We start from the raw sequence: 26,199 nt of genomic DNA, 5'->3' as shown, positions 1-26,199 counted from the left end.
CCGGCAGACATAGGAGATAGACGTGATTCAGCAGGAGTCGCGACTGCGCGTCGCCGACAACACGGGTGCCCGGGAGATCCTGTGCATCCGGGTTCTCGGTGGCTCCGGTCGGCGCTACGCGAGCATCGGCGACGTCATCGTGGCGACCGTCAAGGACGCGATCCCGGGTGCCGGTGTCAAGAAGGGCGACGTGGTCAAGGCCGTCATCGTCCGTACCGCCAAGGAGCGGCGGCGGCCGGACGGCTCGTACATCCGCTTCGACGAGAACGCCGCCGTCATCATCAAGGACGGTGGGGACCCGCGCGGTACCCGCATCTTCGGCCCGGTCGGTCGTGAGCTGCGGGACAAGCGGTTCATGAAGATCATCTCTCTCGCGCCGGAGGTGTTGTGACCGTGAAGGTCAAGAAGGGCGACACGGTCGTCGTCATCGCCGGCAAGGACAAGGGTGCCAAGGGCAAGGTCATCGCAGCCTACCCGCGGCAGGACAAGGTCCTGGTCGAGGGCGTGAACCGGGTCAAGAAGCACACCCGCATCAGCACCACTCAGCGTGGCGCCAAGACCGGTGGCATCGTCACCCAGGAGGCCCCGATCCACGTCTCGAACGTGATGGTCGTGGACTCCGACGGCAAGCCGACCCGCGTCGGTTACCGGATCGACGACAACGGCCAGAAGGTCCGCGTCGCGCGTAGCACTGGTAAGGACCTGTGATGACCACGGCTACCGAAACCAAGACCATGCCGCGCCTCAAGGAGCGGTACCGCAACGAGATCGTGGCCCAGCTGCGCGAGCAGCACGAGTACGGCAACCCGATGCAGGTGCCGCGACTGGTCAAGATCGTCGTGAACATGGGCGTCGGCGAGGCCGCTCGGGACGCCAAGCTCATCGACGGCGCGGTCCGCGACCTGGCCACGATCACCGGCCAGAAGCCGCAGGTCCGGCGGGCGACCAAGTCCATCGCGCAGTTCAAGCTCCGCGAGGGCATGCCGATCGGCGCGAAGGTGACCCTGCGCGGCGACCGGATGTGGGAGTTCCTGGACCGGCTGCTCTCCATCGCGCTGCCGCGTATCCGTGACTTCCGCGGCCTGGACGGGCGCAAGCTCGACGGGCACGGCAACTACACGTTCGGTCTGACCGAGCAGTCGGTGTTCCACGAGATCGACCAGGACAAGATCGATCGCCAGCGGGGCATGGACATCACGGTGGTGACCACCGCCACGACCGACGACGAGGGCCGGGCGCTGCTGAAGCTCCTGGGCTTCCCGTTCAAGGAGAACTGAGATGGCCAAGAAGGCGCTGATCCTCAAGGCGGCCGCGAAGCCGAAGTTCTCGGTTCGCGCGTACACCCGCTGCCAGCGGTGTGGGCGTCCCAAGGCGGTCTACCGCAAGTTCGGTCTCTGCCGGGTGTGCATCCGGGAGATGGCCCACCGCGGTGAGCTGCCCGGCGTGTCCAAGGCTTCCTGGTAATAGCCCGGCGCGCTTCGGCGCATCAGCTGGACTGTCTCTTCGCCGTAGGCCTGCGCGAGTCGCGGGAACCCCGGCGAGAAAGGTTGACGAGTTTTCATGACGATGACCGACCCGATCGCAGACATGCTCACGCGTCTGCGTAACGCCAACCAGGCGTACCACGACCGGGTGACGATGCCCTACTCGAAGATCAAGGCCAACATCGCCGAGGTCCTCAAGTCCGAGGGTTACATCGCCACCTGGGCGGTCGAGGAGCCCGAAGAGGGCGCCGTCGGCAAGCGACTGGTCGTCGAGCTGAAGTACGGCCAGAACCGGGAGCGGAGCCTGGCCGGTATCAAGCGCGTCTCCAAGCCCGGTCTGCGGGTGTACGCCAAGTCGGACGGGCTCCCTCGGGTGCTCGGTGGGCTGGGCGTGGCGATCATTTCGACGTCCCAGGGGCTGCTCACCGACCGGCAGGCCCGCAAGCGGAGCGTTGGCGGGGAAGTCCTCGCCTTCGTCTGGTAACGGGAGACAGGTAGAAATGTCGCGAATTGGACGTAAGTCGATCCCGGTGCCCTCCGGCGTCGACGTGACGATCGACGGCCAGACCGTCAAGGTCAAGGGCCCCAAGGGCGAGCTGTCGCACACCCTGGCCGCGCCGATCACGATCGAGCGGGCCGAGGACGGGCAGCTGAGCGTCAACCGCCCGAACGACGAGCGCAAGGCCAAGGAACTGCACGGCCTGAGCCGTACCCTGGTCGCCAACATGATCGTCGGGGTCACCGAGGGCTACCGCAAGAGCCTGGAGATCGCCGGTACCGGTTACCGGGTCACCGCCAAGGGCAAGGACCTGGAGTTCGCACTCGGGTTCTCGCACCCGGTGCAGGTGCAGGCGCCCGACGGCATCACCTTCACGGTGGAGAAGCCGACGCTGTTCCACGTGGCCGGTATCGACAAGCAGCTCGTCGGTGAGGTCGCCGCCAACATCCGGAAGATCCGCCCGCCGGAGCCCTACAAGGGCAAGGGCGTGAAGTACCAGGGCGAGGTCATCCGTCGCAAGGCTGGAAAGGCAGGTAAGAAGTGAGCGCCACGCTGCTCAAGCGCCGCCGCGGTGTCGCCGCCAAGCGTGCCGTCGGGCGTGCGCGTCGGCACTTCCGGGTCCGCAAGAACGTCAGTGGCACCGCCGAGCGTCCGCGCCTGGTGGTCACCCGTTCGCTGCGGCACATCGTGGCCCAGATCGTGGACGACACCAAGGGGCACACCCTGGCGTCGGCCTCGACGCTGGACGCCTCGGTGCGCGGTACCGAGGGCGACAAGAGCGCCCTGGCCGGCAAGGTCGGCTCCCTGCTCGCCGAGCGGGCCAAGGCCGCCGGCGTCTCCAAGGTCGTCTTCGACCGCGGTGGCAACCGGTACGCGGGGCGGGTCGCCGCGCTTGCCGACGCCGCCCGCGAAGCCGGGCTCGAGTTCTGACAATCCCCGTCACGAGAGAGAAGGAAGGCTGCTGATGCCAGGTCAACAGCGCCGTGGCGGCGGGTCCGGTGGCAACGAGGGTGGTCGCCGCGACAACCGCCGTGAGGGCGGCCGCGGAAACGCGCCCGCCGAGAAGACCCCGCACCTCGAGCGGGTCGTCGCGATCAACCGCGTCGCCAAGGTCGTGAAGGGTGGTCGTCGCTTCAGCTTCACCGCCCTCGTGATCGTCGGCGACGGCGACGGCACCGTGGGCGTGGGCTACGGAAAGGCCAAGGAGGTGCCCGCGGCGATCGCCAAGGGTGTCGAGGAGGCCAAGAAGCACTTCTTCAAGGTGCCGCGGATCGGCTCGTCGATCCCGCACCCGGTCACGGGCGAGGACGCCGCCGGTGTGGTGCTGCTCAAGCCGGCCTCGGCCGGTACGGGCGTCATCGCCGGTGGTCCGGTCCGTGCCGTGTTGGAGTGCGCGGGCATCCACGACGTGCTCTCCAAGAGCCTCGGATCGTCGAACCCGATCAACATCGTGCACGCCACCGTGGCGGCCCTGAAGGGGCTGGAGTCCCCGGAGGCTGTCGCGGCGCGTCGGGGCCTGCCGGTGGAGGACGTCGCTCCGGCCGCCATGCTCGCCTCGCGGGCGGAGGTGGCCTCCTGATGGCGCGTCTCAAGGTCACCCAGCTCCGGTCCGACATCGGGACCAAGCACAACCAGCGTGAGTCGCTGCGGTCGCTCGGTCTCAAGCGGATCAACGACGTGGTGGTCAAGGAGGACCGGCCCGAGATTCGCGGCATGATCTTCAAGGTGAGCCACCTCGTGAAGGTCGAGGAGGTCGAGTAATGACGATCAAGGTCCATCACCTGCGCCCGGCACCGGGAGCCAAGACCGCGAAGACCCGTGTGGGTCGCGGTGAGGGCTCCAAGGGCAAGACCGCCGGTCGCGGTACCAAGGGTTCGAAGGCCCGGAAGAACATCCCGGCGGCGTTCGAGGGTGGGCAGATGCCCATCCACATGCGCCTGCCGAAGCTGAAGGGCTTCAAGAACAAGTTCAAGGTGGTCTTCCAGGTGGTCAACCTGGACCGCCTGGCCGAGCTGTTCCCCAACGGTGGTCAGGTCGGCCCGGCCGAGCTGGTCGAGGCCGGTGCGGTCCGCAAGGGTCAGCCGGTCAAGGTCCTCGGCACCGGGGACCTCGGCAACGTGTCGCTCCAGGTCTCGGCGCACGCGTTCAGCGCGTCGGCCAAGGAGAAGATCGCTGCCGCCGGTGGTTCGGTCACCGAGCTGTAAGCAGTACGAACGATGGCGCCCGCCAGTTGATCCCAGCTGGCGGGCGCCATGGTCTCCACGGGGCCTGTGCGCCCGGTAACATCGGATTCGGTTTATGTAGCCGGGCACATCTGCCCGGACGGGGATCGGGCTGTTAGAGTCCCTTCCCAGCCATGGATATCGGGCACCTGCCCGGCACCCACCCCAAACCGCCAGGGACGACCGGCGGCCCGCCTCGCGCAGGAGGAAGAAGTTGCTGTCCGCCTTTCTCAGTGCGTTCCGTACGCCTGACCTGCGCAAGAAGCTGCTGTTCACAGTAGGCATCATCGCGATCTACCGGCTCGGCGCGACGCTGCCCAGCCCAGGCGTGTCGTACGGCAACGTCCAGCAGTGCCTCGACACCATCGACGGCTCGACCGGGGTACTGAACCTGCTCGACCTCTTCTCCGGTGGCGCGCTGCTCCAGCTCTCGGTCTTCGCGCTGGGCATCATGCCCTACATCACCGCGTCGATCATCCTGCAGCTCCTGACAGTGGTGATCCCCCGGCTCGAGCAGCTCCGCAAGGAGGGCCAGGCCGGCCAGGCGAAGATCACCCAGTACACCCGGTACCTGACCCTGGGCCTGGGCGTCCTGCAGGCGTCCGCGTTCGTGGCGCTGGCCCGCTCCGGGCAGCTCTTCAACAACCAGTGCGACCAGTTCCCGATCATCCCCGAGGGCACCGGCATCCCGGACTGGCTGACCCTGTCCATCCTGGTGATGACGATGACCGCCGGTACCGGCGTGGTCATGTGGCTGGGCGAGCTGATCACTGACCGCGGCGTCGGCAACGGCATGTCCGTGCTGATCTTCACCTCGATCGCCGCCCGCCTCCCCAGCGAGGGCTGGCGGATCAAGGAGAGCCAGGGCTGGGCCAAGTTCTTCCTCGTCATCGCCCTGGTCCTGGTGGTCATCACCGCGGTCACCTTCATCGAGCAGGCCCAGCGCCGGATCCCGGTGCAGTACGCCAAGCGCATGATCGGCCGGCGGATGTACGGCGGCACGTCGACCTACATCCCGCTGAAGGTCAACCAGGCGGGTGTCATCCCGGTCATCTTCGGTTCGTCGCTGCTCTACCTGCCCCAGCTGGCGCTGCAGTTCTTCGACCAGAACGACCCGGGTCAGACGCAGGCGTGGATCCAGAACAACCTGGTGGACCCGACCAGCCCGATCTACATCGCGGTCTACTTCCTGCTGATCATCTTCTTCACGTACTTCTACGTCTCGATCACGTTCAACCCGACCGAGGTCGCGGACAACATGAAGAAGTACGGCGGCTTCGTGCCGGGCATCCGCCCCGGTAAGCCGACCGCCGACTACCTGGACTTCATCCTGAGCCGGATCACGCTGCCCGGGGCGCTGTACCTCGCGATCATCTCGATCCTGCCGAACTTCTTCTTCATCTGGCTGGACCGGCAGCAGTACCTCAACTTCCCGTTCGGCGGTACCGCTGTGCTGATCATGGTCGGTGTGGCTCTCGAGACCAGCAAGCAGATCGAGAGCCAACTGATGCAGCGGAACTACGAAGGGTTCCTGCGGTAGATGAGACTGGTTCTGGTTGGCCCGCCGGGGGCGGGCAAGGGAACGCAGGCGGAGTTCATCGCCGCGCACGTCTCCGTGCCGAAGATCTCGACCGGTGACATCTTCCGTGCCAACGTGTCGCAGGGCACCCCGCTCGGGGTCGAGGCCAAGCGCTACATGGACGCCGGCAAGTTGGTACCGGACGAGGTCACCATCAACATGGTGCGGGACCGGCTCGCCGAGCCGGACGCGTCCGAGGGCTTCCTGCTCGACGGGTTCCCGCGGACCACTCCGCAGGCCGCCGCGCTGGACAAGCTTCTGGCAGACCTCGGCACCGCGCTGGACGTCGTCCTGGAGCTGGTGGTCGACGACGACGAGGTGATCCGGCGGCTCTCCGGCCGGCGCACCTGCCGGGGCTGCGGCAAGATCTGGCACGTCGAGTTCGACCCGACCAGTCGGGACGGCATCTGCGACCGCTGCGGTGCCGAGCTGTTCCAGCGCGACGACGACAAGCCGGAGACGATCGCCGCCCGCCTGCGCGAGTACGCGGAGAAGACCGCGCCGCTGGTGGACTACTACGGCGCCCAGGGCAAGCTGGTCGGGATCGACGCCACCGGTCCGGTGGAGGACGTCACCGTCCGCGCGATCGATGCCCTGCGGTCCTACGGCGGCTGAGATCGGCGTAGTCGCCGGCCGGATAGAGTGCGAACAGCGGGGTACGTCCGGCGTACCCCGCTGGTTCGGCAACGAAAGGTAGCGCCCCGATGCGTCGTCCCCAGCTGGACATCCAGCTGAAGACCCCCGAGCAGATCGAGAAGATGCGCGCCGCCGGGCTGGTGGTCGCCGAGGCGTTACGCCGGATGCGCGAGGCGGTGGCCCCCGGGGTGAGCACCGCCGACCTGGACGCGATCGCCGAGTCGACGATCCGTGAGGCCGGCGGGACCCCCTCCTTCAAGGGCTACCACGGCTTCCCGGCGTCGATCTGCTCGTCGGTCAACGAGCAGATCGTGCACGCGATCCCCTCGCCGGACCAGGTCCTCGCCGAGGGCGACCTGATCTCGATCGACTGCGGCGCGGTGCTGGACGGCTGGCACGGCGACGCGGCGATCACCGTCGGGGTGGGCGACGTCGACCCGGCCCTGCTGCGGATGGCCACGGTCGCCGAGGACGCGATGTGGGCCGGTATCGCCGCCGCCGCCCGGGGTGCGGCCAGCGGCAAGGGCCGGCTGACCGACATCTCCCACGCAGTGGAGAACGCGGTCCGCAAGGGCGGCCGGTACGGCATCGTCGACGGCTACGGCGGCCACGGCATCGGCACTGAGATGCACCAGGATCCGCACGTGCTCAACCACGGGCGGCCGGGCAAGGGGCCGCGTCTGGTGACGGGCATGGCACTGGCCATCGAGCCCATGATCACGATGGGCTCGCCGCGTACCGCCGAACTGGCCGACGGCTGGACCGTGGTCACCCGGGACGGGTCCCGCGCGGCACACGTCGAGCACACCATGGCGCTGCTGCCGGACGGGGTCTGGGTGCTGACCGCCCAGGACGGCGGCCGGGCCCGCCTCGGTGAGCTGGTCACCGCCCGCCAGCCCGCCGACTCGCCGGCCGGCTGAACCGACCCTGTTCCGGCGGTCGGCGCGGAGTCGACCGTGGCCGGGCATCGGCCCGGAGCCGCTGACGAGCTGGCCCTCGGCTGGCCGAGGAGGCCCTGCCCCGGTCCCCGGCAGTGTGACGTTCGACACGGCCCGGTCGATGTGCTCACTCTCCGTGATCGCGGCCGGGTGACTGTCGTCGCCCTGGCGCGACGACGGGTGGGCGGGCGCAGGTTAGCCGGACTGGCAGCACGATGGCATGCTTGCCGACATGGACGGGCAGGACGGGATGCGGGCAGCGAACTCCGACCGGCAGGCCGTCGCCGAACGGCTCCGGGAGGCGCTCGACGAGGGCCGGCTGGACCTGCACGAGTACGACGAGCGGTTGCAGCGGGCCTACGCGGCACGGACGTACGCGGAACTCGACGCCCTGACGGGTGACCTGCCTGGGGCGGTGCCGGCACGGCAGGAGCCCGACGCGCCGGTGCTCCCCGACGCCGGGCGTGGAGTGACCGTCCGCTGGCTGGTCGACGTGTGGGAGCCGTGGCTCAAGACCGTCGGCATCGTGGTCGCCATCTGGGCGGTCACCTCGTTCGCCGCCCGCGATCTGGTGTACTTCTGGCCCATCTGGGTGGCCGGGCCGTGGGGCGCGGTGCAGGTGGTGCGTACCGTCACCGGGCTGAGCACCGGCGAGCCGCAGCGGTGGGCGGCGCAGCAGGAACGCCGTCGGCAGCGTCGGAAAGAGAAGAAGGCCCGCAAGCGGGAGCGTGCCGCGCTCGCCGCCGAGCAGCCCGCCGAGATCACCGCCACGGCGGCCGGGTTCACCGGGCCGGGCGAGGAGCGAGACCGGCCGACCGGAGTCACCGGGCCGGGCAATGATCGCGAGCGGCCGGGGGCGGACCCGCAGGCCGAGGAGCAGGGCACGGAGGCCCGCAGCGGCACGCCAGCCGAGCATGAGTCCACCGGTGGGGTACGCCGTGCGGAGCGCGACGCGGCGGGCTGAACGCCGGGTTTGTCCACCCCGTCGGCGTACTCTGGCCGGTCGGTTTGGCGACGACGTGCAGGCGGGCGTACACTTTCTGATCGGCGCACAGCGTCCACTCCGCCATGCCCACCAGCGCTTCGGTGGGACGCGGAGCCGCGGCTGGCGCGGGAAATCTGATCTTGATCAGTCACCCGTGTAAGACGTTGTGGGCCGTCCGGAGTAACCGACGTCAGGACAGCGGAGGACATGCCGAAAAAAGACGGAGCCATCGAGATCGAAGGTCGGGTCATCGAGCCCCTGCCGAACGCCATGTTCCGGGTGGAGCTCGCCAACGGCCACAAGGTGCTGGCTCACATCAGCGGCAAGATGCGGCAGCACTACATCCGCATCCTGCCGGAGGACCGGGTCGTCGTCGAGCTCTCGCCGTACGACCTGACTCGCGGGCGCATCGTCTACCGCTACAAGTAAGCCTGACGGCGGCCGGAAATCGTCCCGTGTCCGTCTTCGACGTCCGGTGTCGCGCCTCGTGGCGCCGGGCCAGATGGGAAGTAAGGCAACCGTGAAGGTCAAGCCGAGCGTCAAGAGGATCTGCAACAAGTGCCGGGTTATCCGCCGGCACGGCCGGGTCATGGTGATCTGCACCGACCCGCGCCACAAGCAGCGCCAGGGCTGAACCCAGCCCACACATCACACATGCTCGTCCCAGCCGCGAGCGGTGCGCAGCGCGTACTCACTCGTGGTTGACCCCCGGTCGGAGGCCGGGGCCCGCTCGGGCAGCGACCATCCCGGTCGCCGGCGTGTACCGCGCCGGAAAGACGGGACGGCCGCGTAGCGGGGTGGGACGGGACCACACCTCCGGCAGAAGACCACAAGGAGTACGCCCGCAGATGGCACGTCTAGTCGGCGTGGATCTCCCCCGCGAGAAGCGGCTGGAGATTGCGCTCACCTACATCTTCGGCGTGGGTCGTACCCGCGCTCTGGAGACGCTCGCCGCCACCGGCATCTCGCCGGACAAGCGCGCCCGGGACCTCACGGACGAGGAGCTGGTCCAGCTCCGTGACCACATCGAGGCCAACTACAAGGTAGAAGGCGACCTGCGCCGCGAGGTCGCCGCTGACATCCGCCGCAAGGTCGAGATCGGCTGCTACGCGGGTATCCGGCACCGCCGGGGACTGCCCGTCCGTGGCCAGCGGACCCGCACGAACGCGCGTACCCGCAAGGGCCCGAAGCGGACGGTCGCCGGCAAGAAGAAGCCCGGCAAGAAGTAGTAGTTCCTCAACCGGAATTCTGGTCGTTCTCCGTCGAGGTAGGCCGGGCTCCCACCGGAACCGGTGTCTATCTGATCAACGGGGCGAAGAGCCAGAACCGATCGAGAACCAAAAACAGGAGCGCACAGACTTATGCCACCGAAGGCTCGTGCCGGAGCCGCAGTCAAGAAGGTCCGGCGCAAGGAACGCAAGAACGTCGCCCACGGGCAGGCGCACATCAAGAGCACCTTCAACAACACCATCGTGTCCATCACGGACCCGACCGGTGCCGTCATCTCGTGGGCCTCCGCCGGCCAGGTCGGCTTCAAGGGCTCGCGCAAGTCGACTCCGTTCGCCGCGCAGCTGGCCGCCGAGGCCGCCGCGCGTCGGGCCATGGAGCACGGCATGCGCAAGGTCGACGTGTTCGTCAAGGGTCCCGGTTCCGGCCGGGAGACCGCCATCCGTTCGCTGCAGGCGGTGGGTCTGGAGGTCGGGCAGATCTCCGACGTCACCCCCCAGCCGCACAACGGGTGCCGTCCGCCGAAGCGTCGTCGGGTCTGAGAGGTTAGAGAGAGATGGCTCGTTACACCGGTGCTGACTGCCGCCGTTGCCGGCGGGAGAAGATGAAGCTGTTCCTCAAGGGCAGCAAGTGCGATGGTCCGAAGTGCCCGTTCGAGTCCCGGCCGTTCCCGCCCGGGCAGCACGGCCGCGGCCGCACCAAGGAGACGGAGTACCTGCTCCAGCTCCGTGAGAAGCAGAAGGCTCGCCGGGTCTACGGCGTGCTGGAGAAGCAGTTCCGCGGTTACTACGAGGAGGCCGTGGCCAAGCAGGCCAAGACCGGTGAGGTCCTCCTGCAGATCCTCGAGTCGCGGCTGGACAACGTGGTCTACCGGGCCGGCTACGCCAAGTCCCGGGACATGGCCCGTCAGCTGGTCAAGCACGGTCACTTCACGGTGAACGGCAAGAAGGTCGACATCCCGTCGTACCGCGTCAAGGAGCACGACATCATCGAGGTTCGGGTGAAGAGCAAGGAGCTCACCCCGTTCATCGTGGCGCAGGCCGAGGCCGGCTCCAAGACGGTCCCGGCGTGGCTGGAGGCCATCCCCAGCCAGATGAAGGTGCTCGTGCACTCGCTCCCGGCCCGCCAGGTGATCGACACCCAGGTCCAGGAGCAGCTGATCGTCGAGCTCTACTCCAAGTAAGGGCTCGTTGCGGTGGCCCGCCCGGCGACGGGCGGGCCACCGGAACACGTTGTGTCGTGGACGTCATATAGCGGGCGTCCCGGAAGAGAAGAGAAAACATGCTCATCAGCCAGCGACCGTCTCTCTCCGAAGAGTCGATCAACGAGACCCGGTCCCGGTTCACCATCGAGCCGCTGGAGCCGGGCTTCGGCTACACCCTGGGCAACTCGCTGCGGCGCACGCTGCTGTCGTCCATCCCGGGTGCGGCGGTCACCTCGATCAAGATCGATGGTGTGCTGCACGAGTTCACCACGATCCCCGGGGTCAAGGAGGACGTGGTCGAGCTCGTCATGAACATCAAGGAGCTCTGCGTCAGCTCCGAGCACGACGAGCCGGTCAGCATGTACCTGCGCAAGCAGGGCCCGGGCGACGTGACCGCCGGTGACATCCAGCCCCCGGCCGGTGTCTCGGTGCACAACCCGGACCTGAAGCTCGCCACCCTCAACGGCAAGGGCCGGCTCGACATGGAGCTGACCGTCGAGCGGGGTCGGGGCTACGTCACGGCGGCGCAGAACAAGCAGGCGGGTGCCGAGATCGGCCGGATCCCGGTCGACTCGATCTACTCGCCGGTGCTCAAGGTGACGTACCGCGTCGAGGCGACCCGTGTCGAGCAGCGGACCGACTTCGACCGGCTGATCATCGACGTCGAGACCAAGCCGTCGATGGGCCCGCGTACCGCACTGGCCTCGGCCGGTTCGACGCTGGTGGAGCTGTTCGGGCTGGCCCGGGAGCTGGACGAGACGGCGGAGGGCATCGACATCGGCCCGTCGCCGCAGGACGCGCAGCTGGCGGCGGACCTGGCCCTGCCGATCGAGGAGCTGGACCTGACCGTCCGCTCCTACAACTGCCTCAAGCGCGAGGGCATCAACTCCGTTGGTGAGCTCATCGGGCGTACCGAGGCCGACCTCCTCGACATCCGCAACTTCGGCCAGAAGTCGATCGACGAGGTCAAGATGAAGCTCGCCGGAATGGGGCTGGGGCTGAAGGACTCGGCTCCGAACTTCGACCCGGCGCATGTCGTGGACACCTTCGGCGAGGCCGACTACGACACCGACGACTACCGCGAGACCGAGCAGCTCTAGTCCGCGCTGCCGCCACACCTGAGGAGCACCAAGCATGCCCACGCCCACCAAGGGCCCCCGCCTCGGCGGCAGCCCCGCGCACGAGCGGCTGATGCTGGCCAACCTGGCCACCGCGCTGTTCCAGCACGGCAAGATCAAGACCACCGAGACCAAGGCCCGGCGGCTGCGTCCGCTCGCCGAGCAGCTGATCACCAAGGCCAAGCGGGGCGACCTCGCGTCGCGTCGGCGGGTGCTGACCGTGGTCAAGGACAAGGACGTGGTCTACGCCCTGTTCGACCAGATCGCGCCGCGGTACGCCAACCGGCCCGGCGGCTACACCCGGATCGTGAAGACCGGTCCGCGCAAGGGTGACGCCGCGCCGATGGCGATCATCGAGCTGGTCGAGGAGCTTCAGGTCGCCGAGCCGAAGGTGAACCAGAAGACCGCCGCCCGCAAGGCCGCGCAGCAGGACAAGGTCGAGGCGCTGGCCCCGACCGACGAGGCCCCGGCGAACCGGTCGGACGACCAGGACGCCGAGCCGCCGGTGTCGGCGTCCGGTGACACCGCCGCTGCCCGCGAGGACAGCGACCTGGCCACCGAGGAAGGCAAGGCCTGAGTCAGGCCGTCGTCGGGCCCGGCATCCCCACGGGGGTGCCGGGCCCGACTCGTCGAGGAGGTACGACGTGGAGGAGCGCACCCGGCTGCGGCTGGACGTCGCGTACGACGGGACCGGCTTCTCGGGGTGGGCCGCCCAGCCGGAGCGGCGCACCGTCGCCGGTGTGCTGGTCGAGGCGCTGGACCTGGTGCTCGGGGCCGGTGTCGCGGCCGGGCTGACGGTGGCCGGACGCACCGACGCCGGGGTGCACGCCACCGGGCAGGTCTGCCACGTCGACGTGCCCGGCGAGGTGTGGCGGGCGCACGATGGCCGCCTGCTGCGTCGGCTGGCCCGGCTGCTGCCGGGTGACGTGCGGGTGCGGGCGATGAGCGTGGTGCCGGAGAGCTTCGACGCGCGCTTCTCGGCGACCTTCCGGCGCTACGAGTACCGGGTGACCGACGCGCCCTGGGGCGCCGAGCCGCTGCGCCGGCACGAGATCCTGGCCTGGCCGCGCGCGCTCGACGTCGACCGGCTCGCCGCCGCGGCGGCCGGGTTGGTGGGGGAGCACGACTTCGCCGCGTACTGCCGGCGGAAGGAGAACGCCACCACGCTGCGGGAGGTGACCCGACTGGAGTGGCGACGCGAGGCCGACGACGTCCTGGTCGCCACCGTGCAGGCTGACGCGTTCTGCCAGGCGATGGTGCGCAGCCTGGTCGGCGCGATGCTGGTCGCCGGGGACGGGCGTCGTCCGGTCGAGTGGCCGGCCGGCCTGCTCACGCGGCGGGAGCGGTCCAGCGAGGTGACGGTGGCACCGGCGCACGGGCTGACCCTGGTGGCGGTCGGCTACCCGGACGATCCGGCCGAGTACGCCCGCCGGGCCGAGACCACCCGACAGCTGCGGGTGCCGGCCGAGGCCTGAGCCGCTTCCTTAGTTTCCGTTGTCGGGGCCCTGGTCGCCGGTGTCGTCGGTGGGCGTCGGGTTCGGCTGGGTGGCCGTTCCGCCGGCCGCCCGCCGCTCCAGCACGTCGCGGCTGAGGTGCATCTCCAGCATGTCGAAGAGGATCTCGCGGACCGTGGTGTCGCCGGAACGGACCGCCGCGCCGTCGGTGCGAACGACCACCGCGTAGCCGAGGTAGTGGCCGCGTACCTGCCAGCCGACCCGGGCGGGCGCGGAGGTGATGACGTCGGTCCCGTCGCCGGCCGACATGCCCCGGAACCGGCCCTGCCGTGCGTCGAGCGCCTGCCGGATGCGGTCCCGGGCCCGTTCCGCGCTGGACCGGTCGGTCAGGTTGAACAACCCGGTGGTGACCAGGTGCTCGCCGTCGGGCGTGCGCAGCGTGGCCCGGACCACCTGGTTACAGCCGAGCAGGGTCAGGGACTCGGCGACCTCGCCGGTGGCCGCGACCGCGCAGCTCGCGCTGGACTGGGTGCGCAGTACCTCGTAGCCGGCGGTGCTGCCGTCGATCGACAGGGTGCTGGCCGGGAAGACCTCGCGGGCGGACAGCGGCGCGGAGTCGGTGTCCCGGGAGTCCAGGTCGCTGGCGGCGGGCTCGGTGCCCTGGGTGTCCTGCGACTCGGGGGTGGGTGCCGCCTGCTGGCCGATGAGTTGTCCACCGTCCATCAGGGCGCCGGCGGTGAGGCCGCAGAGCCCGAGCAGCACGAGCGCGGCGGCACCGCCGATCAGCACCTGCCAGGTGCGGTTGCCGCCGACGCGCGGCGGCGGCGGGCTCACCGGTGTGGACGGTGGCGCGGCGGCGGTCGGCTCGTACCCGGTGAGAGACGTCGAGGCCGGTGCGGCGGTGCTCGACGCGTACACCCCGGAGGGCAGGGCCGGGTCGGGCTCCGGCGGGTGGGGCGCCTGCGGGCCGATCGGCTCCGGCGGTGTGGCCAGCTCGGGCGGAGGCGAGGGTTCCGCGTCGGGGGACGTTGCCGCCGAGGGCAGCAGGAGCTGGTTGGGGCGCGCCAGCGACGGTGTGGGGAAGCGCGACGGGGAGGGACCACCCGGACGGCGGGCGTCGCCGGCCGGGACTGACTCGGCATCGTCGTCGCCGTACTGGAGGTATGCGTCCTCATCGGAGTCGTACCGATACATGGTGACCAGAGTAAGGATTTTTACCCCATTAGTGGGCGTTTTGCCGGATGTGCCGACGGTACGGGCCACTCCCGTCGGTCCGGTCGGTTCCGGCTCGGTGCGAGAATGGCCGGCGTGACCGGGGACCACTACTTCACCGCCGAACCGAGCACGCCCGCCCAGGCGCGCGAGGTGCAGTTCAGCGTCGCCGGCCGCGACTACGCCCTGGCGTCGGCGGGCGGGGTGTTCTCGGCCACCCGGCTGGACCCCGGCACCGCCGTGCTGCTGCGCAAGGCCGAGCTGCCGACGTCGGCCGCCGGTCCGCTGCTCGACCTCGGCTCCGGGTTCGGGCCGATCGCCTGCGTCCTGGCCAGCGTGGCGCCCGAGGCGACCGTCTGGGCGGTGGACGTCAACGAGCGGGCCCGGGAGCTGACCGCCGGGAACGCGCAACGGCTCGGCGTCGCGGACCGGGTACGGGTTGCCGCTCCCGAAGACGTGCCGGCGGACCTCGACTTCGCGCAGATCTGGTCCAACCCGCCGATCCGGATCGGCAAGGAGGACCTGCACCAACTCCTCGGCCGCTGGCTGCCGCGACTGGCCCCGGGCGGGGTGGCCTGGCTGGTGGTGGCCCGTCACCTCGGCGGCGACTCGCTGCACCGCTGGCTGGTCGAGCAGGGCTGGCAGGTCGAGCGGCACGCCAGCCAGAAGGGCTTCCGGGTGCTCCGCATCACCCGCTGACCGTTCGGCGCGACTAATCGGTTGGCCACCCGGCCCCGCTCCGGCAGGATGCCGGCGTGGGATACGTCGACGTGGCAGCGGTCGGACACGTACTACCGGACGGGCGGGAACTCTTCACCGACGTGTCGTTCCGGGTCGGTGAGGGCGCCAAGGTGGCACTGGTCGGGCCGAACGGCGCCGGCAAGACCACGCTGCTGCGGATGGTCGCCGGTGACCTGCCGGTCCGCACGGGCACCATCGCGCGAGCCGGTGGCCTGGGCGTGATGCGCCAGTTCATCGGCATGATCGGCGACGAGTCGACGCTGGCCGACCTGGCCCTGTCGCTGGCTCCGCCGCCGCTTCGGGACGCGGGCCGCCGGCTGGCCGAGACCGAGGCGGCCATGCGCGCGGCCGAGCTGCGCGGCAAGTACAGCACCACCGCGGGCAAGGCCCAGCTCGCGTACGCGGACGCGCTGGCCGCCTGGGGTGAGACCGGCGGGTACGACGCCGAGGTGCTGTTCGACACCGTCGCCACCATCGTGCTCGACCTGCCGTGGGACACCGCCCGGCAGCGTCCGGTCCGCACCCTCTCCGGTGGACAGCAGAAGCGTTTCGCGCTCGAACTGCTGCTGCGCGGCCCGGAGGAGGTGCTGCTGCTCGACGAGCCGGACAACTTCCTCGACGTGCCCGCCAAGCGCTGGCTGGAGGCGCGGCTGCGGGAGTCCGCCAAGTCGGTGCTCTACGTCTCGCACGACCGGGAGCTGCTGGCGCACACCGCCGACCGGGTGGTCGCGGTGGAGGGCGGCAGCGCCTGGGTGCACCCGGGCGGCTTCGCCAGTTGGCACGAGGCTCGGGTGGCCCGCCACGCCCGCCTCGACGAGCTGCGCAAACGGTGGGACGAGGAGCACCACAAGCTGCGCGAGCAGATGCTGATGTACAAGCAGAAGGCGGCGTACAACTCGGACATGGCCTCCCGGTACCAGTCGGCGCAGACCCGGTTGCGCAAGTTCGAGGAGGCCGGGCCGCCGCCCGTACCACCGAAGGACCAGGACATCCGGATGCGGCTGGCCGGCGGCCGGACCGGCAAGCGGGCCCTGGTCTGCGAACAGCTCGAGATCGACGGCCTGACCTACCCGTTCGACCTGGAGGTCTGGTATGGCGACCGGGTGGCGGTGCTGGGCGCCAACGGCACCGGCAAGTCCCACTTCCTGCGCCTGCTGGCCCGAGGGGGCACCGACCCGGACCCGGCCAACGGCCCGGTCGACGGGGCGGCGGCGCTCGCGCCGGTGGCGCACGACGGGACGGCCCGGCTCGGTGCGCGGGTGCGTCCCGGGCACTTCTCGCAGACTCACGACCGGCCGGAGCTGATGGCGAAGACACTGGCCGAGATCCTGTGGCGGGGCGACGAGCACCGCGCCGGCATGGACCGGCACGCGGCCATGGCCGCGCTCAGCCGGTACGAGTTGGCCGGGCAGGGCGACCAGCGCTTCGGCACACTCTCCGGCGGCCAGCAGGCCCGTTTCCTGGTGCTGCTGCTGGAGTTGTCCGGGGCGACCCTGCTGTTGCTCGACGAGCCGACGGACAACCTCGACCTGGCCTCGGCCGAGGCGTTGGAGGCCGGGTTGGCCGCGTTCTCCGGCACCGTGCTGGCGGTCACCCACGACCGCTGGTTCACCCGGACCTTCGACCGCTTTCTGCTGTTCAGAGGTGACGGTGAGGTGGTGGAGACGCCGGAGCCGGTGTGGGAGGTCGGGCGATCGACATAGGGTTGATCTCGTGACTGAGATGACCTATCGCCGGTTGGGCGACTCCGGGCTCGTGGTGTCCGTCGTGGGGATCGGCTGCAACAACTTCGGCCGCAAACTCGATCTGGACGGCACCCGCGCGGTGGTCGACGCCGCCCTCGACGTCGGGATCAACTTCTTCGACACCGCCGACATCTACGGCGAGCCGCACGGCGCGTCGGAGGCTCAGCTCGGCGCGGCCCTCAAGGGCCGTCGCGACGACGTGGTGATCGGGACCAAGTTCGGCATGTCGATGGGTGGCGACAACGGGCGCGACTTCGGCGTGCGCGGCTCGCGGCGGTACGTCATCCGGGCGGTGGAGGCGTCGCTGCGTCGCCTGGACACCGACTACATCGACCTGTACCAGTTCCACGAGCCCGACCCGGGCACCCCGATCGAGGAGACGCTCGCCGCCCTGGACGACCTGGTCCGCGCCGGCAAGGTGCGCTACCTGGGCAACTCCAACTTCGCCGGCTGGCAGATCGCGGACGCCGACTGGACGGCGAAGACCCGGGGGACCGCCCGCTTCGTCAGCGCCCAGAACCACTACAGCCTGCTCAACCGGGACGCCGAGATCGAGGTGCTGCCCGCCTGCGAGCGGTTCGGCCTCGGCATGCTGCCGTTCTTCCCGCTGGCCAACGGGCTGCTCACCGGCAAGTACAAGCGTGGCGAGGCGCCGCCGGCCGGCAGCCGCCTCGCCGGTGGCGGCCGGTACGCCCAGCGGCTCGCCGCCGCCGACTGGGACACCATCGAGGGCATCGAGGCGTACGCCGCCGAGCGGGGTGTGTCGATGCTGCACGTGGCGATCGGCGGACTGGCCGCCCAGCCGGCGGTGACCTCGGTCATCGCCGGAGCCACCACGCCGGACCAGGTGCGCGCCAACGCCGAGGCGGGCAACTGGCAGCCGGGTGAGGCGGACCTCAAGGCGCTGCGCGCGGTGCTCGACCGGTAGGGGGCAGCGCACGCGAAGGGGCCCCGCCCGGCGGACAGCCGGACGGGGCCCCGAGAACTCGCTTACAACTTCCGGCCGGGCGCGAGCCGGGTGGGATCGCCACCCAGCCGTCCGGTGCCGGCGACGGACTCGCCGTCGTTGGCGCGTACGCCCGCCTTGCTGGCCGTGCCGCCGAGCCGGACGATCATGGCATCGGTGTCCCGGACCAGCACGTCCCGGATCTCCGCCTCACCGACGAGCGTGGCGTCGGCGGCCAGCCCCCGGAACGCGGTGAGCTGGTTGATCGCCCGCTGGTCGTTACCGGCGGCCTCCGCCGTACGGGCGTTGGAGAGCCGGTTCGACAACTGGGTGTGCGCCCGAGCGGAGAGCCGACCCGTCGCCTTGAACCGGTCCAGCAGGTTCTGCATGTCCCGGAACGAGGTGGTGACGAAGAACCGGACCGTCGTGGTGGTGGCGTTGCCTGCCTTGTCGGTCGCGGTCACGGTCAGCTCGTGCAGCCCCAGCGGCAGCTCGTACATCGCCTGGAGGGTGCCGCTGACGTACGGGCGGTCGTCGAGCCGGCCGACCACGGTGGCGATCCCCGAGGTCGGGTCCACCGCCTGCCAGGACACCCGAACGTCCTGGCTGTCGCCGTAGAGCTGGCCGTCGGCGATGCCGGAGACCAGCAGCGTCGGCTTGGTGCCGTCGATCCGGACCACCGCCGACTTGAGCGTCTCGGCGTTGCCGACGTTGTCGGTGGCCCGGTAGAGCAGCTCGTGGGCCCCGTCGCCGCTGATCTCCACCGGCTCGGTGTACGGCGTCCAGTCGCCGCCGTCCAACGACCACTCCAGCGACCTGACCCCGGACCCGGCGTCGGTCGAGGAGAGCACCACCGGAACGGTGCCGTCGTGCCAGCCCGCGTCGTTCGCCGGGGCGAACGCCGCGGTGCTCACCGGCGCGGTGGTGTCGATCCGGACGTCGACCGTCCGGGTCTCCTCCACGTTGCCGGCCTCGTCGACCGAGCGGAACCGCAGCTCGTGCTCGCCGTCCCCGGAGACCGCCACCGGAGCCGTGTAGGCGGTCCAGGTGTCGGCGTCGTCGAGCTGGTACTCGGTGCGGGCCACCCCGCTGCCGCCCTCGTCGGTGGCGGTCAGCGTGACCGTGGTCGGGCCGGTGTACCAGCCCTCCACCGGCGTACCGGCGACCTCGGCGGTGGTCACCGGCGCGGTGTCGTCGACCGTGCCGGTGCTCAGCCGGAAGTAGTCGAACGACACCTGCTTCGAGGCGGTCTGGTTGCCGCCGAGGGAGAACAGGCCGACCTTCGGGGTCGGTCCGACCGCCGCGTTGGTCAACTCGGTGAGCGTCGTCCAGGTGGTGCCGTCCGCCGAGTACGACGCGGTGAAGGTGTCACCGCTGCGGGCCAGCCGCAGGTGCCACACCGACTCGGTCAGGCCCTCCGCGCCGGGCTGCGGGTTCTGCACCGCCCCACCGATCTCGCTGCGGAACTCGATCCGCCGCGACACCGGTGATCCGGCCTGGTTGTCCACGATGAAGTCGAACTTGACGTAGTTGTCGTCGTCGCCGTGCACGATCAGGCCGGCCTGCTGGTACTGCTCGTTCAGCAGGCTGCCGTCGACCTTCGTCTCCAGCGTCCAGTCGCCGTTCGGCGCGTTCTGCAGGATGAAGTTCGTCGGCCCGGTGTTGTCGGTGCCGTAGATGTCACCGTTGGGTACGTCGATGCGCAACGCCCCGTCGGCCACCAGGTACGCGGTGGCGTCCTCCCGCAGGATCGCGTTCCACCGGCACTTGTCCAGCGCGGTGCCGGTGAACTCGTCGGACGGGTCGACCGGCCCGGCCGGCTCGTCCGGCGTCACCTGGAACCAGTCGAACGCGGCCTCGACCACCGGCGCGGTGGTGCCGCCGTTGAGGGCGAACAGACCGATCCGGGGGTTCTCGATGCCCTCCAGCGCCGCCGCCCGACCGACCGGGGTGAAGGTCAGCCCGTCGGACGAGAGCGCGGCGGTCAGGCTGGTGCCGTCGCTGCTGATCCGCAGGTGGACGGTGTCACCGGCCGGAGCCGCCGTGCTGTCGGCACCCTCGTTGCGGGGCGTACCCGCGGTCTCCCGGAGGAACTCCACCCGCCGGCTGCCGTTGTAGAGCAGGTCCAGCTTGGCGTAGTTGTCGTCGTCGCCGTAGACCAGCAGACCGGCCTGCTGGTAGTCGGCCGTCACCGGCAGGGTCACCTTGGTGGTCGCCGACCATGCACCCGACGGTGCCGGCTGGAGCACCAGGTTGGTGGCGTCGTTGCGGCTGCCGTACAGGTCACCGGCCGAGGTGGGCAGGCGCAGCGCGCCGTCGCTGACGGACAGGAGCTGGTTCTCCCGTACCACGCTGGTCCAGCGCTCCCGGTCCAGGGTGGTGCCGCCGAAGTCGTCCGAGCGCGTGCCGACGCAGGAGGTGTTGGGCGCGTCGACCCGGACCGGCACGGTGGCGTACGAGAACGCGCCCCGGCTGTCCGTCACCGTCAGGGTGGCGGTGAAGTTGCCGGGCCGCTCGTACGTGTGCTCCGCCTGGAGCGTGTCGGCGGTGCCACCGTCGCCGAAGTCCCACTCGTACGTCAGCGGGGTGTCGCCCTCCGGGTCCACAGCCGTACCGCCGAACGCGATGGTGACCGGCGCGGTGCCGCTGCCCGGCGTGGCGGTGGCGGTGACCGTCGGCGGGGCGTTGTCGGTGACGCCCTTGCCGACGAAGTCCGCCCAGTTGACGTTGAACAGCGAGCCGGAGCCGCCGCTCGGGTGCCGGGCCACGAAGAACAGCGATCCGCTCGCCGGCCCGGTGACCTCGGCGGTGACGTCGGTGTACGTCTGCCAGTCACCGGTGCCCGGGACGGTGGCCGTGGCGACCACCGGTCCGTCGACCGCACCGGCCCGGACCTCGATCACACCGCCCTGAACGCCCGAGGAGGCGCGGAACCGGATCTCGTCGATCTCGGTCAGGTCGGCCGGGTCCACCGACCACCAGTCGCCGTCCTCGATGAAGCTGATGTTCTCGCCGCCGCCCGCAGTGTCGCCGGTCGTCTCGCGCTGCACGCCGGGCTCACCGCCGCCGGTGCCGTCCGCGGTGCGGCCGGTGTCGCTGAAGTACTCGGCCTGCTTGCGCTTCGGCTGGAGGATCTCGATGACCCGGCCGGTCAGCGGGCTGGCGCCGCCGGAGCCACCCTTGTCGGTGTAAGTCGCCTCCAGGACGGTGAAGACGTCCGCTTCGGCGCCGTGACCGGCGGCGAGCTGGGTCTGCACCGTGCCGCTGCACCCGGTGTGCTGCTCCAGCGGGTGCGCGTGCTCGTCGTGTCCGAGCAGCACCTGGAGCTGCACGTCGGCGCAGTCGATCTCGCCGTCCTCCGGGTCGGTCACCTTGATCGAGTACTTGACCTGGTCGCCCCAGTTGAAGAAGCCACCGTTCGGCGGGAACTCGATCTCCACCGTCGGCGCGGTGTTGCCCACGGTCACCGGGACGTTCGCCACCGCCGTACGGCCGTTGGGGTTGGTCACGGTGAGCTGGGCGGTGTAGTTGCCGGCCTCGGCGTACGTGTGGGTGGGGTTCGCCTCGGTGGAGGTGCCGCCGTCGCCGAACGCCCAGGAGTACGTCAGCACGCCGCCGTCCGGGTCACGTGACCCGGCACTGGAGAACTCGACGGTCAGCGGCGCCGGACCGGAGGTCGGCTCGGCGGAGGCCACTGCGATCGGGGCCCGGTCACCGGCGATGTAGTCGATCCGGTAGACGCCGGAGTTGTCGTTGTTGCCGCCGAAGCCGCTGCCCCACTCGATCAGGTACATCGCGCCGTCGGGGCCGAACTCGAAGTCCATCGGCCGGATGAAGGTCATCCCGGTGAGCAACTGGTTGATGTCGACCAGTTCCCGCCCGTCGGCGCTGACCTGCATCGTGTACATCTTGGACTGGTTCCACTCGCCGAGCAGCGCCTTGCCGTCGTAGTACGCCGGCCACTTGCGGTCCGAGTCGAGGTCGGCGTCGTACCGGTAGACCGGGCCGCCCATCGGCGCGCCGCCGCCACCGATCTCCGGGAACCGGGGGTCACCCGCGTAGCCGTAGTCGACGGTGGCCGCGATGGCCGGCGGCAGGTTGGTCAGGCCGGTGTTGTTCGGCGAGTTGTTCACCAGGGCGGCGCAGTCGAACTTCGGCCCGCTCGGGCCGGACGGGAACTGGTAGTCGTTGTACGCCTGGTTCCCGCCGTGGCAGTACGGCCAGCCGTAGTTGCCGGCCTCGGCCACGATGTTCCACTCGACCAGACCGGCCGGGCCACGGTTCGGGTTGGCCGAAGCGGCGTCCGGACCGTAGTCGGCGACGTAGAGGGTGTCGGTGGCCGGGTCGATGCCGATCCGGAACGGGTTGCGGAAGCCCATGCCGTAGATCTCCGGCCGGGTCTTCTCGGTGCCCGGCGGGAACAGGTTGCCCTCCGGGATGGTGTACGTCCCGTCGTCCTCCGGGTGGATTCGCAGGACCTTGCCGCGCAGGTCGTTGGTGTTGCCGGAGGTGCGCTGCGCGTCGTAGTCTGCACGGCCCGGACGCTCGTCGATCGGCGTGTACGCGTCCGACTGGAACGGGTTGGTGTTGTCCCCGGTGGCCAGGTAGAGGTTGCCGGCCGAGTCGAACGTCATGGTGCCGCCCGCGTGGCAGCAGGTGTTGCGCTGGGTGTCGACCTGGAGGACGACCTTCTCGGAGGCCGCGTCGATCGCGTCACCGCTCACCGTGAACCGGGACAGCACGTTGCGCGCCACCCCGTCGTTCGGCGCGTAGTAGAGGTACACCCAGTTGTTCGTGGCGAAGTCCGGGTCGAGGCGGATGCCGATCAGCCCGTCCTCGTTGCCGGTGAAGACGTCGAGGTCGATGGCGGTGACCGTGTTGCCGGTGTCCGGCTTGACGATCTGCACCCGGCCGTCGCGCTCGATGTAGAAGACCCGGCCGTCCGAGGCCACGTCCAGCTCCATCGGGTTGCTGGTGTTGCTGTCCAGCGTCACCTTCTCGAAGCTGGCGGTCAACGAGGCGCCACAGTCGGCGTCCTGCACCCCGGCCGCGGTCCGGATGCCGCCGAGCAGGTGGCCGAGGAACTGCGGCTCCGCGTACGACTCGTTGGTGTGGCCGCCACCGGTGTACCAGGCCCGGCCGCCGTCGTAGTCCTGGCACCAGGCGATCGGGTGGTCGTGACCCATCGCGCCCGAACCGGGGGAGTAGCTGGTCTCGTCCAGCGTGGCCAGCACGTGCACCTTGCCGCGCGGGTTGGTCCGGTAGTTGTACCACTCGTCGAACCGGGACCAGCGATCCGGCAGATCCGCCGTGGACGGGTGCGCCGGGTCCTCCACCTTGACCGTGGCCTGCTGGTTGGCCGGGTGACTGTTGAAGTACGCCCCGACCAGACCGCCGTACCACTCCCAGTCGTACTCGGTGTCGGAGGCGGCGTGGATGCCGGCGTACCCGCCACCGGCTCGGATGTAGCGCTCGAACGCCGCCTGCTGGTCGGCGTTGAGCACGTCACCGGTGGTGGAGAGCCAGATCACGGCCTGGTATCCGGCGAGGTTCTGGTCGGTGAAGGAGGTGCTGTCCTCGGTGGCGTCGACGGTGAACCCGTGTTCCGCGCCGAGCTGCTGGATGGCGGCGATGCCGACCGGGATCGAGCCGTGCCGGAAGCCCGCGGTCTTGGAGAAGACCAGCACCGAGAACGGGTCGGCGTCGGCCTGCGGCGCCGGTGCCTGGGCGACCGGGACGGTCCGGGCGGGGGCGGCCTGGGCGGCGGGTGCGCCGGCGAGCGTGGTCGCGGCCAGGCCGAGGGTGAGAAGGGTGGCGGTCAAGGGCACGCGCGTACGGCGTGGTCGGAACACTCCGGTCTCCTTTGTCCTTGCCGGACAGGGGTCGCGGGGGCCGGCTCGCCGAAGACCGTCCCTGATGGAGCCGCAGCCGGAGGGCCGTGCCAGGGCTTCCGTTGCGGCATTATGTCGAATCGCTGAACAAATTAATTCCGGTGAATCGGTTCATGGCAAGGTTTCGATGGATAACGTTTCGGCATCGGTGGGCTGTAATTACCGTTTATGTGTGCGAAGCACGCGTTTCCCGGGTGTAAGGAGGGGTCCCCTGCTAACGCCTGCGGTATAGGAAGGGACCCCTGCTAACACCTGAGGCAGAGCCGTCGTCCCTGCGGGACGCACCTTGGCAGGTCAGCGGATCTGTCGTACGGTGGCCACGCAAGTGACCCACGGGAGCCCGGTCGACCGGGCTGAGAGGGGGGCTGTGAGCCCCCGACCGTCGAACCTGATCCGGGTAATGCCGGCGCAGGGAGGAGAGTTGCCGTGCCGTCCCTGGGACGACTGCATCTGATCACCGACACCCGGCCCGGGCGGGATCCGCTCGCCGTGCTCCGGGCCGTACTCCCGGTGGCGCGTACCGAACTGCTGGTGCAGGTCCGGGTGGAGGACTCCGCCACCGACCGCGAGGCGTACGACCTGACCCGACGGGTGCTCGCTCTCTGCGCGCCGTACGCGGTCGAATGCCTGGTCAACGACCGGCTGCACGTGGCGTTGGCCACCGGTGCGGCGGGTGGCCACGTGGGTGCGGACGACCTGCCGGTCGCGGCGGCGCGGCAGGTGCTCGGCCCGGCCGCCGTGCTGGGCGCCACCGCCCGCGAACCGGCGACGGCAGCCGAGGCGGTCGGTGCCGGCGCGAGCTACCTGGGCGTCGGACCGTGCCGGGCCACCACCACCAAGGACGGGCTACCGCCGGCGATCGGCGTCTCCGGAGTACGGGCGGTGGCCGAGGCGGTCACCGTGCCGGTGATCGCCATCGGCGGGGTGACGGCGGCGGACGTGCCCGCGCTGCGCGCCGCCGGGGCGTACGGGGTGGCGGTGGTCGGTGCGCTCTCCGCCGCCGCCGATCCCGGCCGCGTCGCGGGCGAGCTGATCGGGGCGTTGACGTGTTAACAGGGGGCCCTTCCTATACCGGAGGCGTTAACAGGGGGCCCTTCCTTACACCCGACGTAGCGGTGATCGGCGCAGGACCGATCGGGCTCGCGATCGCCTGGCGGTGCGCGGCGCGCGGGTTGCGGGTGGTGGTGCACGATCCCGCGCCGGGCTCGGGCGCCTCGCACGTCGCCGCCGGGATGCTCGCGCCGGTGGCCGAGGCGTACTTCGGCGAGCACGAGCTGACCGCCCTGCTCACCGAGTCGGCCGCCCGCTGGCCGGCGTTCGCCGCCGAGCTGACCGGGGCGACCGGCGTCGACATCGGCTACCGCACCGAGGGCACGCTGATGGTCGGGCTGACCGCAGACGACCTCGCCGAGGCGCGTCGACTCTGGGCGTACCAGCAGGAACTGGGGTTGCCGGTGACGCCGCTGCGCCCCTCGCAGCTTCGCGACCGTGAGCCGGCGCTCGCCGTCCGGGTCCGGGGCGGTGCCTTCGCCGCTACCGATCACCAGGTCGACCCGCGCCGGTTGGTGCCGGCGCTGCGGCTCGCCGCCGAGCGGGCCGGTGCGACGCTGGTCCCCGAGCCGGTGCGGACCCCGGCCGACGCCGGGGCCCGGGTGACCGTGGTCGCCGCCGGCTGCGGCTCGGCCGCGCTCACCGGGCTACCGATCCGCCCGGTCAAGGGCCAGGTGCTGCGGCTGCGCGCGCCCGACGGCGGTCCGCCGGGCTTCCGGCACGTGATCCGGGGGTACGCCGACGGCGAGCACGTCTATCTGGTGCCCCGCGCCGACGGCGAGGTGGTGGTCGGGGCGACCGTCGAGGAGCGCTCCGACCTGGCGGTCGGTGCCGGCGCGGTGCTGCGGCTGCTGCGGGCCGCGATCGACCTGCTGCCGGAGCTGGCCGAGTACGACCTGGTGGAGGCGATCGCCGGGCTGCGCCCCGGCACCCCGGACAACGCCCCGATCCTGGGTCCGTTGCCGGGCCGGCCGGACGTGCTGGTCGCCACCGGCCACCACCGGCACGGGATCGTGCTCACCCCGGTGACCGCCGACCTGATCGCCGACCTGGTGACCGGCGGTTCCCCCGACGCGATCGGCAGCCCGTTCCGCCCCGAACGCTTCGTCACCGACGCTGCTGCCGACGTCGCCGCTGCCGACGCCACCGCCGCCGCCGATGCGATCGGCAGCCCGTTGCGGCCCGAGCGCTTCGTCGCCGCCGGATCGGGCGAGGGCTCCGGCGCGTCCGGCGACGCCACCCGACCCATGCAGTGAACGGAGGATGCC

Annotated in this window: 28 protein-coding genes, 1 pseudogene and 1 riboswitch; of the genes and pseudogenes, 27 read left to right on the top strand and 2 right to left on the bottom strand. The window is 70.4% G+C overall.

Features of this window, described 5'->3' with window-relative positions; genetic code table 11:
- Positions 1–22: 22 nt before the first annotated feature.
- The 22 genes and pseudogenes from rplN (at position 23) to truA (ending at position 13,367) form a co-directional block, all read left to right on the top strand.
- Positions 23–391, top strand: coding sequence for a 50S ribosomal protein L14 (rplN, locus tag ABT008_RS02220; protein ID WP_023358185.1), 369 nt, complete (start codon positions 23–25; stop codon positions 389–391).
- Positions 388–708 (top strand): 50S ribosomal protein L24, encoded by a 321-nt coding sequence (gene rplX / locus ABT008_RS02215; RefSeq protein ID WP_350692876.1) that lies wholly within the window; start codon positions 388–390, stop codon positions 706–708. The genes rplN and rplX overlap by 4 nt, the downstream gene beginning before the upstream one ends.
- Entirely contained in the window at positions 708–1,277 is a 570-nt protein-coding gene (gene rplE, locus ABT008_RS02210; protein WP_350692874.1) for a 50S ribosomal protein L5, read from the top strand. Before rplX ends, rplE begins: the two co-directional genes overlap by 1 nt.
- A 1-nt stretch (position 1,278) precedes the next feature.
- Positions 1,279–1,464, top strand: coding sequence for a type Z 30S ribosomal protein S14 (locus ABT008_RS02205; protein WP_007073023.1), 186 nt, complete (start codon positions 1,279–1,281; stop codon positions 1,462–1,464).
- Between the two features lie 96 nt (positions 1,465–1,560).
- Complete coding sequence (gene rpsH / locus ABT008_RS02200) at positions 1,561–1,968, top strand: 30S ribosomal protein S8 (protein WP_093403619.1); 408 nt, start codon at positions 1,561–1,563, stop codon at positions 1,966–1,968.
- 16 nt (positions 1,969–1,984) lie between these two features.
- Complete coding sequence (gene rplF, locus ABT008_RS02195; protein ID WP_350692871.1) at positions 1,985–2,527, top strand: 50S ribosomal protein L6; 543 nt, start codon at positions 1,985–1,987, stop codon at positions 2,525–2,527.
- Complete coding sequence (gene rplR / locus ABT008_RS02190; RefSeq protein WP_350692870.1) at positions 2,524–2,913, top strand: 50S ribosomal protein L18; 390 nt, start codon at positions 2,524–2,526, stop codon at positions 2,911–2,913. Before rplF ends, rplR begins: the two co-directional genes overlap by 4 nt.
- Positions 2,914–2,947: 34 nt before the next feature.
- Complete coding sequence (rpsE, locus tag ABT008_RS02185; RefSeq protein WP_093403623.1) at positions 2,948–3,562, top strand: 30S ribosomal protein S5; 615 nt, start codon at positions 2,948–2,950, stop codon at positions 3,560–3,562.
- Entirely contained in the window at positions 3,562–3,744 is a 183-nt protein-coding gene (gene rpmD, locus ABT008_RS02180; protein WP_117226245.1) for a 50S ribosomal protein L30, read from the top strand. The genes rpsE and rpmD overlap by 1 nt, the downstream gene beginning before the upstream one ends.
- Positions 3,744–4,187 carry a 50S ribosomal protein L15 gene (rplO, locus tag ABT008_RS02175; protein WP_350692869.1) on the top strand — a complete coding sequence of 148 codons (444 nt, stop codon included), beginning with the start codon at positions 3,744–3,746 and terminating at the stop codon, positions 4,185–4,187. The genes rpmD and rplO overlap by 1 nt, the downstream gene beginning before the upstream one ends.
- 232 nt (positions 4,188–4,419) lie before the next feature.
- Positions 4,420–5,745 (top strand): preprotein translocase subunit SecY, encoded by a 1,326-nt coding sequence (gene secY / locus ABT008_RS02170; RefSeq protein ID WP_350692868.1) that lies wholly within the window; start codon positions 4,420–4,422, stop codon positions 5,743–5,745.
- Positions 5,746–6,399 carry an adenylate kinase gene (locus ABT008_RS02165; RefSeq protein WP_117226242.1) on the top strand — a complete coding sequence of 218 codons (654 nt, stop codon included), beginning with the start codon at positions 5,746–5,748 and terminating at the stop codon, positions 6,397–6,399.
- A gap of 89 nt (positions 6,400–6,488) precedes the next feature.
- Complete coding sequence (map, locus tag ABT008_RS02160; protein ID WP_350692866.1) at positions 6,489–7,340, top strand: type I methionyl aminopeptidase; 852 nt, start codon at positions 6,489–6,491, stop codon at positions 7,338–7,340.
- A gap of 250 nt (positions 7,341–7,590) precedes the next feature.
- Positions 7,591–8,136: pseudogene (locus ABT008_RS02155) on the top strand (DUF1707 SHOCT-like domain-containing protein); the annotation flags it as partial.
- 414 nt (positions 8,137–8,550) lie between these two features.
- A complete protein-coding gene (gene infA / locus ABT008_RS02150; protein WP_007073013.1) occupies positions 8,551–8,772 on the top strand; it encodes a translation initiation factor IF-1 in 222 nt (73 codons plus the stop codon).
- Between the two features lie 91 nt (positions 8,773–8,863).
- Complete coding sequence (gene rpmJ, locus ABT008_RS02145; RefSeq protein ID WP_012184307.1) at positions 8,864–8,977, top strand: 50S ribosomal protein L36; 114 nt, start codon at positions 8,864–8,866, stop codon at positions 8,975–8,977.
- Positions 8,978–9,191: 214 nt separating this feature from the next.
- Entirely contained in the window at positions 9,192–9,572 is a 381-nt protein-coding gene (rpsM, locus tag ABT008_RS02140) for a 30S ribosomal protein S13 (RefSeq protein ID WP_117226239.1), read from the top strand.
- Between the two features lie 132 nt (positions 9,573–9,704).
- The gene (gene rpsK / locus ABT008_RS02135; RefSeq protein WP_007073011.1) at positions 9,705–10,112 is read left to right on the top strand and encodes a 30S ribosomal protein S11; all 408 of its coding nucleotides are present in this window, start codon (positions 9,705–9,707) and stop codon (positions 10,110–10,112) included.
- A gap of 14 nt (positions 10,113–10,126) precedes the next feature.
- Positions 10,127–10,753, top strand: coding sequence for a 30S ribosomal protein S4 (gene rpsD / locus ABT008_RS02130; RefSeq protein ID WP_350692864.1), 627 nt, complete (start codon positions 10,127–10,129; stop codon positions 10,751–10,753).
- A 98-nt stretch (positions 10,754–10,851) separates the two neighbouring features.
- Positions 10,852–11,874 carry a DNA-directed RNA polymerase subunit alpha gene (locus ABT008_RS02125; protein WP_074472529.1) on the top strand — a complete coding sequence of 341 codons (1,023 nt, stop codon included), beginning with the start codon at positions 10,852–10,854 and terminating at the stop codon, positions 11,872–11,874.
- 34 nt (positions 11,875–11,908) lie between these two features.
- Entirely contained in the window at positions 11,909–12,469 is a 561-nt protein-coding gene (rplQ, locus tag ABT008_RS02120) for a 50S ribosomal protein L17 (protein ID WP_350692862.1), read from the top strand.
- Positions 12,470–12,536: 67 nt separating this feature from the next.
- Entirely contained in the window at positions 12,537–13,367 is an 831-nt protein-coding gene (truA, locus tag ABT008_RS02115; protein ID WP_350692860.1) for a tRNA pseudouridine(38-40) synthase TruA, read from the top strand.
- A 9-nt stretch (positions 13,368–13,376) separates the two neighbouring features.
- Here the strand turns inward: truA and ABT008_RS02110 are convergent, their stop codons facing one another.
- Positions 13,377–14,540, bottom strand: coding sequence for a hypothetical protein (locus ABT008_RS02110; protein ID WP_350692858.1), 1,164 nt, complete (start codon positions 14,538–14,540; stop codon positions 13,377–13,379).
- Positions 14,541–14,654: 114 nt separating this feature from the next.
- On the opposite strand from ABT008_RS02110, the gene ABT008_RS02105 reads away from it, so the two are divergent.
- From ABT008_RS02105 to ABT008_RS02095, 3 genes are read left to right on the top strand one after another with little or no spacing between them, the layout of a single operon-like run.
- The gene (locus ABT008_RS02105; RefSeq protein WP_350692857.1) at positions 14,655–15,257 is read left to right on the top strand and encodes a class I SAM-dependent methyltransferase; all 603 of its coding nucleotides are present in this window, start codon (positions 14,655–14,657) and stop codon (positions 15,255–15,257) included.
- A gap of 56 nt (positions 15,258–15,313) precedes the next feature.
- Positions 15,314–17,002: an ABC-F family ATP-binding cassette domain-containing protein gene (locus tag ABT008_RS02100; protein ID WP_350692855.1), complete on the top strand. Its 1,689-nt coding sequence runs from the start codon at positions 15,314–15,316 to the stop codon at positions 17,000–17,002.
- Positions 17,003–17,021: 19 nt separating this feature from the next.
- The gene (locus tag ABT008_RS02095) at positions 17,022–17,972 is read left to right on the top strand and encodes an aldo/keto reductase (protein WP_350693179.1); all 951 of its coding nucleotides are present in this window, start codon (positions 17,022–17,024) and stop codon (positions 17,970–17,972) included.
- Positions 17,973–18,034: 62 nt separating this feature from the next.
- On the opposite strand, the gene ABT008_RS02090 is transcribed toward ABT008_RS02095, so the two are convergent.
- Positions 18,035–23,812 (bottom strand): ThuA domain-containing protein, encoded by a 5,778-nt coding sequence (locus ABT008_RS02090; RefSeq protein WP_502890320.1) that lies wholly within the window; start codon positions 23,810–23,812, stop codon positions 18,035–18,037.
- Between the two features lie 391 nt (positions 23,813–24,203).
- Positions 24,204–24,313: riboswitch (TPP riboswitch) on the top strand.
- On the opposite strand from ABT008_RS02090, the gene ABT008_RS02085 reads away from it, so the two are divergent.
- The gene (locus ABT008_RS02085) at positions 24,308–24,934 is read left to right on the top strand and encodes a thiamine phosphate synthase (protein ID WP_350692852.1); all 627 of its coding nucleotides are present in this window, start codon (positions 24,308–24,310) and stop codon (positions 24,932–24,934) included. Its footprint overlaps the riboswitch before it by 6 nt.
- Positions 24,928–26,187, top strand: coding sequence for a glycine oxidase ThiO (gene thiO, locus ABT008_RS02080; RefSeq protein ID WP_350692850.1), 1,260 nt, complete (start codon positions 24,928–24,930; stop codon positions 26,185–26,187). The genes ABT008_RS02085 and thiO overlap by 7 nt, the downstream gene beginning before the upstream one ends.
- Positions 26,188–26,199: the final 12 nt, after the last annotated feature.

The sequence above is a fragment of the Micromonospora sp. NPDC002389 genome (genome assembly GCF_040296095.1).
GTDB lineage: Bacteria > Actinomycetota > Actinomycetes > Mycobacteriales > Micromonosporaceae > Micromonospora.
This window is presented reverse-complemented; position numbering and strand designations above follow the sequence as displayed.